Here is a 7,017-nt window from a genome sequence, read left to right as displayed (position 1 = left end):
TCACGGCCGGCGGGGCGGCGGGCGGTTCGGCCGGCGGCGTGGTCGCCTCCGGCGTCGGGGTCGCCGGCGCGGGCGGTGCGACCGGGGTGGTCACCGCGGCCACGGGGGCGGGCGAGGAGGCCGCCGTGGTGGCGGTGTCACCCGTGGTGGGGTCGCACCCGGTCAGCGCGAGGCCGACGGTGAGGACGAGTCCGGCGACGGCGGCCAGGCCGCGACGACCGCCGCGCATCCGTGAAGGCATGGACGTGAACGCTCCGTTCCGTTTGGAAGAGGTTCGCGAGTCAATCAGATCAGCCACACGATCTGTCCATCGTTCAAACACTTGTAAGCAGATCGAGATCTGATGATCACGGAGCGTCGACGACCGATCGAGTTCGATCACCTACCGCCAGACTTTCGCCTACGGACGGGGCCTGGCCGCGCCGAGAGGCCGGTACCGCAACCCCATGCCCTCGTAGAGCCGGACGGCGGCGTGGTTCCAGTCGTCCACCATCAGCGCCACCGCCCCGTGGGTCCGCAACGCCTCGGCGACGAGGAACCCGCCGACCCGCCGTCCGAATCCGCGCCCACGCGCCTCCGGACGCACGGCCACCCCCGACAGGAAACCGATCGTGGGCGCGCACCAGGCGAACGCGCCCACCGCCGTCAGCCGGCCCGCGGCGTCCCGCACGCCCGCCCACCGCTCGACGCCGGGCACCCCCGGCTTGGCGTAGGAGTTCGGGAAGCTCGTGTCGATAAGTCGCTCCACCTCGCCCCACGCGCCCTCCTCAAGCCACGCCGCCTCCTCGCCGACGACCGGCGGACCGTCACCCGCGAAGCCGTGCCGGTCCATCCAGCCGAACGGGCCCGCCGCCGCCAGCCCCGGGATCTCCCGGACCACCGCGTCGATCAGGGCGCGGTCCCCGAGCGGCCGGTAGTCGGGACCCAGCCGGGCCATCACCCTCCGCAGCAACGGGATCGCGGCGTCGGGGGCTCCCCACACCACCAGCCGTTCCCGGGCCATCAGGGCCGCTCCGGCCACCACCACCGCACGCCGGTCGTCACTCGCCCACGCCCGACCGCGCCCGTCCAGCCCCCGCGCCGCCCACACGCACAGCGCGTCGCCCCGGCAGCACGCCCGCAGGTCCTCCCCGCCAACGATCTCCCTCACGGTGTGACGGGGACGTTCGTCAGGCCGGCGGTCGCCCCGGTGACGGTGTTGGAGGCGTGGACCACGTTGGGCCGGCCCGCGCAGGCCGAGACCGAGGTGATCCTGATGGCGTAGGCGCCGACTCCGCCGAGGTCCGAGGTGTTGGCGCGCCAGGTGTTCCCGCAACCGTTCGGGAAGGACGGGGTGGTGACCGGGTTGTGGGTCTCGTAGCCGTTGGCGAAGGTGCCGGGCACGGCGAAGGTGCCCCGGTTGCCCTCGATCAGGTAGCCGACGCCCTTGACGTCCACCCAGGAGTCGGCGGAGTTCTGGCCGCTGATGCCGCGCCCGTCGAAGGTGTTGCCCCGGATCACCCCGTCCGAGGTGCCCTCCTTCACATCGATCCCCTCGGCGGTGACGTACGGGCCGATCCGGTTGTTCTCGACCAGCACGCGGTCCGAGCGGTCCGCGCCGGCGGAGTTGCCGTGGCAGGCCCAGTTGGAGTTGGCGGAGCCGAGGTAGACCCCTTCGCCGTAACCCGGCTGGGCCCGGCCGGTGTACTCCACCACCGAGTCGCGCAGCACCCCGTCCGCGGAGGAGCGGCGGAAGTGCACGCCCTCGTCCTCCACGTGGTGCACGTACAGGCCGTCGATCACCACGTGCGGCGAACCGTCCAGCACCACGCCCTTCTTGGAGTCCCGCACGGTGAACCCGCCGAGGTTCCAGTACGGCGCGCCGTAGAGCCAGAGACCGTACCCGGAGTCCCACCCGGCGGTCGGCACCGGACAGGAGGGCGCGGAGCCGGACGGCCCGTCGTTGACGAGCACGGCGGTGCGCGGGCCGGTGAGCGTGACCGGCTGCGCGGCCGTCCCGGCCCGCTGCGCGACGAAGGAGCCGTGGTACTCCCCCGCCGCGAGCCGGATCGTCCACCCGGGCGCGGCCGCCGCCAGCGCGGCCCTCAACTCGGCGGCCGTGGACACGTCGACGGTCTGTTCGGCGGGCGCCGCAGCGGCGGGACCGACGGCGGGCGCGAGCAGCAAGGCCGCTGCGGCGGCCGCGAGGAGCACGGAACGCGAGGACACGGGACCTCCCAAAGTCCGCCTGTCTCGCCATGGTCGGCGATTTTCACCCGGGTTGGAAGAAGGCGAGCATCTGCCGGCCGGCGTCCGGCGAGGCGAGCACGTCCTGGATGCGCGCGGACAGCCTCCCGGCGGCGGCGGTGCGTTCGAACATCTCGCGTTCGTACTCCGCGACGGCGGCGGGAGCGTCGTCCCGGTGCGCGGCCAGCGCGAGACCGAGCAGGGCGCCGTCGAGCAGCGCCATGTTGGCGCCCTGCCCCACCGGCGGCATCAGGTGCGCGGCGTCGCCGAGCAGCGTGACACCCGGCGTCGACGGCCAGGTCAGGCCGACGGGGAGCGTGGTGATCGGCCGCGGCAGGACCGTGTCGTCGCAGGCCGCGATCAACGCGGCGAACCGTGGGTGCCAGTCGCCGAACAGGTCGATCAGCCGCGCCCGGGCGGCCGCCGGATCGCCGAACGGAATCCCGTTGGTGGCGAGCCAGTCCTCGGCGGTGTGGTGGAAGCTCAGGTAGACGCGGACCCGGCCGTCGCCGTTGCGCTGCGCCGACAGCGACCGCCCGTCGCCGAGCACCCAGTAGTTGCCACGCCCGACCATCTCCGCGAGGTCGGGGTGCGTCCGGTCGATGTCGGGGATGCCGAGTTCGACGACGTTCTGGCCGGTGTGCGCCGGCCGGGCGTCGGTGAGCAGGGCGCGGACCCTGGAGTCCGCGCCGTCGGCGCCGACCAGCAGGTCGTACGGCGCGCTGCCGCCGTCGGCGAAGTGCAGCAGGCCGTCGGCGGCGGACTCGAACCGGCGCCCCCAGCGCACCGCGTGGTCCGGGAGGGAGTCGAGCAGCAGGTCACGCAGATCGGCACGGTCGGCCTCCGGACGGTCGAGCGGGGCGTCATCGGGCGTGTCCTCCCGCAGCAGCAGGGTGCCGTCCGGTTCGAGCAGCCGGAGGTCCTGGCCCGCGCGGCGGGCGATCGTGTGGAACCGGTCGATCAGACCGGCCTCGCGCAGCGCCCGTTGCCCGGTTTCGAGGTGCACGTCGAGCATGCCACCCTGGGCGCGGGCGCCACGCGAAGGCTCGCGCTCGTAGACGACGGCGTCGATGCCGTTCACGTGGAGCACCCGGGCGAGGAGCAGGCCGCCCAGGCCGGCTCCGACGATGGCGATGGTCATGGTTCCCCCCAGCCGATTCGCTGTATCAGTCGATACACTGTATCGCTCCACCGACGGTAGGGTGGCGGCATGTTGGTGTGGGAGAGGCCGGAACCGCCGGACCGCCCGGCGCCCGCCCCGCTGAGCCGGGAGCGGATCGTCCGGGCGGCGATCGGACTGGCCGACGCGGACGGCCTGGAGGCGGTGTCGCTGCGCAAGGTGGCGGCCGTGCTAGGCGTCGGGCCGATGCGGCTGTACGGCTACATCGCCACCAAGGACGAGCTGCTCGACCTGATGGTCGACGCGGTCCACGCCGAGATCCGGCCGGTCGGCGAAAGCTGGCGGGAGGTGCTGCACTCCCTCGCCGACACCACCCGGCAGGCCGCCCACCGGCACGAATGGTTCGCCGACCTGATCGGCGGCAGACCGCACCTCGGACCGCACACCCTGGCCGGCGGCGAAGCCGTGGCGGCCGCGATGAGCGACGTCGACCTGGCCACCGCCGTACCGGCGATCGCCGCGGTCAACGCCTACGTGATCGGCGCGGTGCGCCGGGAGATCACCGAACGCCGCGCCGAGCGGACCAGCGGGATGGACAAGACCCAGTGGCAGGCCACGTTCGGGCCGTATCTGCGCCGTGCCTTCGCGACGGGCCGCTACCCCGCGCTGGCCACGGTCGTCCACGACGGCCCCCACCTGGACGCCGACGAGACCTTCCGGACCGGCCTCGGCTACCTCCTCGACGGCATCGAAGCCCGCGTCAGCGGGTCGTCGTGAACGGGACGTGGTGGGACGACACCCTGTTCGCGGGCACCGCCGCGCACTACCGGCGGGGCCGGCTTCCGTACGCCCCGGGCCTGGTGACGGCACTAGCCGAGGCGCTGAACCTCGACGGCCGGGGCCGCCTCCTCGACGTCGGCTGCGGCCCCGGCACGCTCGCCCTGGACCTGGCCGGCCACTTCGCGGAGGTGGTCGGCGTCGACCCGGACCCCGACATGATCGCCGAGGCCGAACACGGGGCCGAGGAGCTGGGGCTGACCGGGGTGTGCCGCTGGGTCAGAGCACCCGCCGAGCAACTACCCCACGACCTCGGCGACTTCGACGTGGCCACGTTCGGCCAGTCCTTCCACTGGATGGACCGCCCGCTCGTGGCCGCCACCACGCGCACACTGCTCCGCCCTGGCGGCGCACTCGTCCACCTCTCCGACCTCAAGTCCGAGCCCCGCCCCACCGAAGGCCTCCCCCACCCGCCAGTCCCCCACGCCGCCGTCGCCGACCTGGTGCGCCACCACCTCGGCCCGGTCCGCCGCGCTGGGCGGGGCTTCCTGCCGCACGGCACCCCCGGCGACGAGGCGGCGGTCCTCGCCGCGGCGGGCTTCACCGGCCCCCACCGCCTCGTGGTCCCCGGCGGCCACGCCCTCACGAGGACGGCCGACCAGGTCGTGGCCGGAGTGCTCTCCCTCTCCTCCTCCACTCCGCACCTGCTCGGCCCCGGCCTGCCGGCCTTCGAGACCGACCTCCGCGCCCTCCTCCGCAACACCTCGCCCACCGGCTTCTTTTCGGAACGCCAGCCCAGCACCGAGGTGTTCATCTGGCACCGGTGAGCCGTGGTCAATCGCTGCCGGCCCACCGAACGCGCAGGTGGTGCACGCTGTCGGGAAGAATGACCGGCAGCGACAACGGCCCGGTACCGTCCAGGTGTTCACGCACGAGGCGCTCGGAGCACGGCCCAGTCAGACAGCGCTCGAACCACTCCCACTGCGGACGGCTCACCGGCCGGAACCGAAGGGCGGACCAGAGTGCGGTGAGCGCCTTCGGGAGCAGCACGTAGGTCGTCGGCGGCATGATGCCGCCCGTGATCTCGACAGTGACCAGCCGGTCCTCCTTCACGCCGCCCCCTCCCCGCAGGCCGGCGCCGGGGCGATCCCGCACCAGACGATCTTCCCGATTCCTTCCCGTGGGCAGCAACCCCACTGTGCGGACAGCGATTTGACGAGGATGAGGCCGCGCCCGGACTCATCGTCCCGGTCGGCGCCGCGCAGGATCGGCGCACGGTCCCCGCGCGCGTCATGAACCTCGATCCGGAGCCGGACCGGATCGGCGGAGAGCTCCAGCAGCACCCGGTTGTCCCGCGACGATCCGTGCACCACGGCGTTGGTCACCAGCTCGCTGACGAGCAACAGGCCGGTGTCGATGAAGCGTTCGCCGCCGAGGACGCCACCGAGCAATCGTTCGAGGCATCGACGCGCCTCCGCCGGCGACCGCGTGCTGCGAGGCAGCCAGCAGCTGACGTTTCGGACAGATGGGGGAAAACCAGGCATGGGGGAGCCGCCTTCCGCACAGAAGTTCCAGTCACGGCGACCAATGCAGGGGTGAAGACGTTCGGCGGTCAGCCGTGAAGCACGGACAAGAGCAAGACGCCAGACACGGGCGTCACGATGAGTCATACTCTCGTCACGATGAGCATGGGGTAGGCGATGGCTCGGACGCAAGTCATGTCGAGCAAATATGAAAACTTTCACTCTCTAGTGCAAGGCGCCTCCCCTGTAGCCGAGTTGGCGGTGGCGGAGCACAGCCGTGACCGTGCACACTGGTTTACGCACCACTCAGGAGGGGCTACAGACATGGCAATTGCCGTACCGGCCGTGCGCTACCGGCGCATCGCGGCAGAACTGCGGAGGCTCCGCGAGCTGAGGAACCTCTCGGCGGAGGAGGTCGCGACCCAGGTCGAGGGCGTCAACCTGGTGAAGCTGAGCAGGTACGAGAACGCCAGGGTCCAGCTGAAGCCCGATGTCGTCAGGAAGCTCCTCGACTTCTATGAGTGCGAGGCCGAACTCAAGGAAGTGCTCGTCGAGATCCTCCGGGACAAGCACCGCCCGGGCTGGGCCGCCGGATTCGACCAGCTCAACTCGCTGTACCACGACCTGATCAGGCTCGAAGAGACCGCGATCGGCAACAAGTCGTACGAGTCGTCCTACATCCCCGGCCTGCTTCAGACCCGTCGATACGCGCACGCCATCATCTCAAGCGGCATCTTCACCACACCCAGCGTCGAGGCCCGGGTCGATGTCCGGATCAACCGCCAGTCGGTGCTCACCCGGACCGAGGCGCCGCTCAAACTCTGGGCGGTCATCCACGAATCGGCATTGACGATGAGAGCTCCCGACGGCGTCATGGTCGACCAGCTCGACAAGCTGATCCAATGGAGCGACCTTCCGAACGTCAGTATCCAGATCATGCCGGCATACGCGCCTCCCCACCCTGGGATGAGCGGCCCGTTCACGCTCCTGGAATTCCGGCAGCGCGATCTGGACCTCGTCCTGCTCAGCGACATGCTCGCCAGCAACTGGGTGGAGAGCCCTGGTCACGTCGATCTCTACCGAACGGCTTTCGACGAGATCATGGCCACCGCCCTGAGCCTCGGCGAATCCCTCAACGTCATCCGAGAGAAGAGAGACCAGCTCAAGTGAGCCACCACCCCATCGCTTCCGCACTGCCGGTCACGTGGACGAAGGCCAGTGCAAGCAACCCGAACGAGAACTGCGTGGAGTTCGGGCAGCTGAGCGGTTCTGTTCTGGTCCGCGACAGCAAGGATGCCGACGGCCCCGCGCTCGCCTTCTCCGGCGATGCGTGGCTCGCCTTCGTGGCCGGGGTCCACGCCGGGGAGTTCC

The 7,017-nt window shown here is 71.3% G+C and carries 9 protein-coding genes and 1 pseudogene; 4 read left to right on the top strand and 6 right to left on the bottom strand.

Going from position 1 to position 7,017, the window contains the following annotated elements; genetic code table 11:
* From ABD308_RS28725 to ABD308_RS28710, 4 genes and pseudogenes are all read right to left on the bottom strand, one after another.
* Window positions 1-241, bottom strand: a pseudogene (locus tag ABD308_RS28725) (hypothetical protein); the annotation flags it as partial.
* Window positions 242-400: 159 nt separating this feature from the next.
* Window positions 401-1,150 carry a GNAT family N-acetyltransferase gene (locus ABD308_RS28720; RefSeq protein WP_344340670.1) on the bottom strand — a complete coding sequence of 250 codons (750 nt, stop codon included), beginning with the start codon at window positions 1,148-1,150 and terminating at the stop codon, window positions 401-403.
* Window positions 1,147-2,208, bottom strand: coding sequence for a right-handed parallel beta-helix repeat-containing protein (locus ABD308_RS28715; RefSeq protein ID WP_344340664.1), 1,062 nt, complete (start codon window positions 2,206-2,208; stop codon window positions 1,147-1,149). Before ABD308_RS28715 ends, ABD308_RS28720 begins: the two co-directional genes overlap by 4 nt.
* A gap of 43 nt (window positions 2,209-2,251) precedes the next feature.
* Window positions 2,252-3,367 (bottom strand): FAD-dependent oxidoreductase, encoded by a 1,116-nt coding sequence (locus ABD308_RS28710; RefSeq protein WP_344340659.1) that lies wholly within the window; start codon window positions 3,365-3,367, stop codon window positions 2,252-2,254.
* A 69-nt stretch (window positions 3,368-3,436) separates the two neighbouring features.
* Here ABD308_RS28710 and ABD308_RS28705 point away from each other — a divergent pair, with 69 nt between their 5' ends.
* Together ABD308_RS28705 and ABD308_RS28700 are read left to right on the top strand one after the other, a co-directional pair.
* The gene (locus ABD308_RS28705) at window positions 3,437-4,123 is read left to right on the top strand and encodes a TetR/AcrR family transcriptional regulator (protein ID WP_344340653.1); all 687 of its coding nucleotides are present in this window, start codon (window positions 3,437-3,439) and stop codon (window positions 4,121-4,123) included.
* The gene (locus ABD308_RS28700) at window positions 4,120-4,950 is read left to right on the top strand and encodes a class I SAM-dependent methyltransferase (protein ID WP_344340647.1); all 831 of its coding nucleotides are present in this window, start codon (window positions 4,120-4,122) and stop codon (window positions 4,948-4,950) included. The genes ABD308_RS28705 and ABD308_RS28700 overlap by 4 nt, the downstream gene beginning before the upstream one ends.
* Window positions 4,951-4,957: 7 nt before the next feature.
* Here the strand turns inward: ABD308_RS28700 and ABD308_RS28695 are convergent, their stop codons facing one another.
* A complete protein-coding gene (locus ABD308_RS28695; protein WP_344340640.1) occupies window positions 4,958-5,236 on the bottom strand; it encodes a hypothetical protein in 279 nt (92 codons plus the stop codon).
* On the bottom strand, window positions 5,233-5,667 hold the full coding sequence (locus ABD308_RS28690) for an ATP-binding protein (protein WP_344340634.1): 435 nt from the start codon (window positions 5,665-5,667) through the stop codon (window positions 5,233-5,235). Before ABD308_RS28690 ends, ABD308_RS28695 begins: the two co-directional genes overlap by 4 nt.
* Window positions 5,668-5,970: 303 nt before the next feature.
* Between ABD308_RS28690 and ABD308_RS28685 the strand changes: the two genes are divergently transcribed.
* Both ABD308_RS28685 and ABD308_RS28680 read left to right on the top strand, forming a co-directional pair.
* Window positions 5,971-6,816 carry a DUF5753 domain-containing protein gene (locus ABD308_RS28685; RefSeq protein ID WP_344340629.1) on the top strand — a complete coding sequence of 282 codons (846 nt, stop codon included), beginning with the start codon at window positions 5,971-5,973 and terminating at the stop codon, window positions 6,814-6,816.
* Window positions 6,813-7,017: DUF397 domain-containing protein (locus ABD308_RS28680; RefSeq protein WP_344340622.1), on the top strand; the 205-nt coding region annotated here is incomplete at its 3' end. The genes ABD308_RS28685 and ABD308_RS28680, both read left to right, overlap by 4 nt.

The organism is Kitasatospora putterlickiae (assembly GCF_039527695.1).
GTDB lineage: Bacteria > Actinomycetota > Actinomycetes > Streptomycetales > Streptomycetaceae > Kitasatospora > Kitasatospora putterlickiae.
Note: the sequence above shows the minus strand (reverse complement) of the source record. Positions and strands in the feature narration are given on the sequence as shown.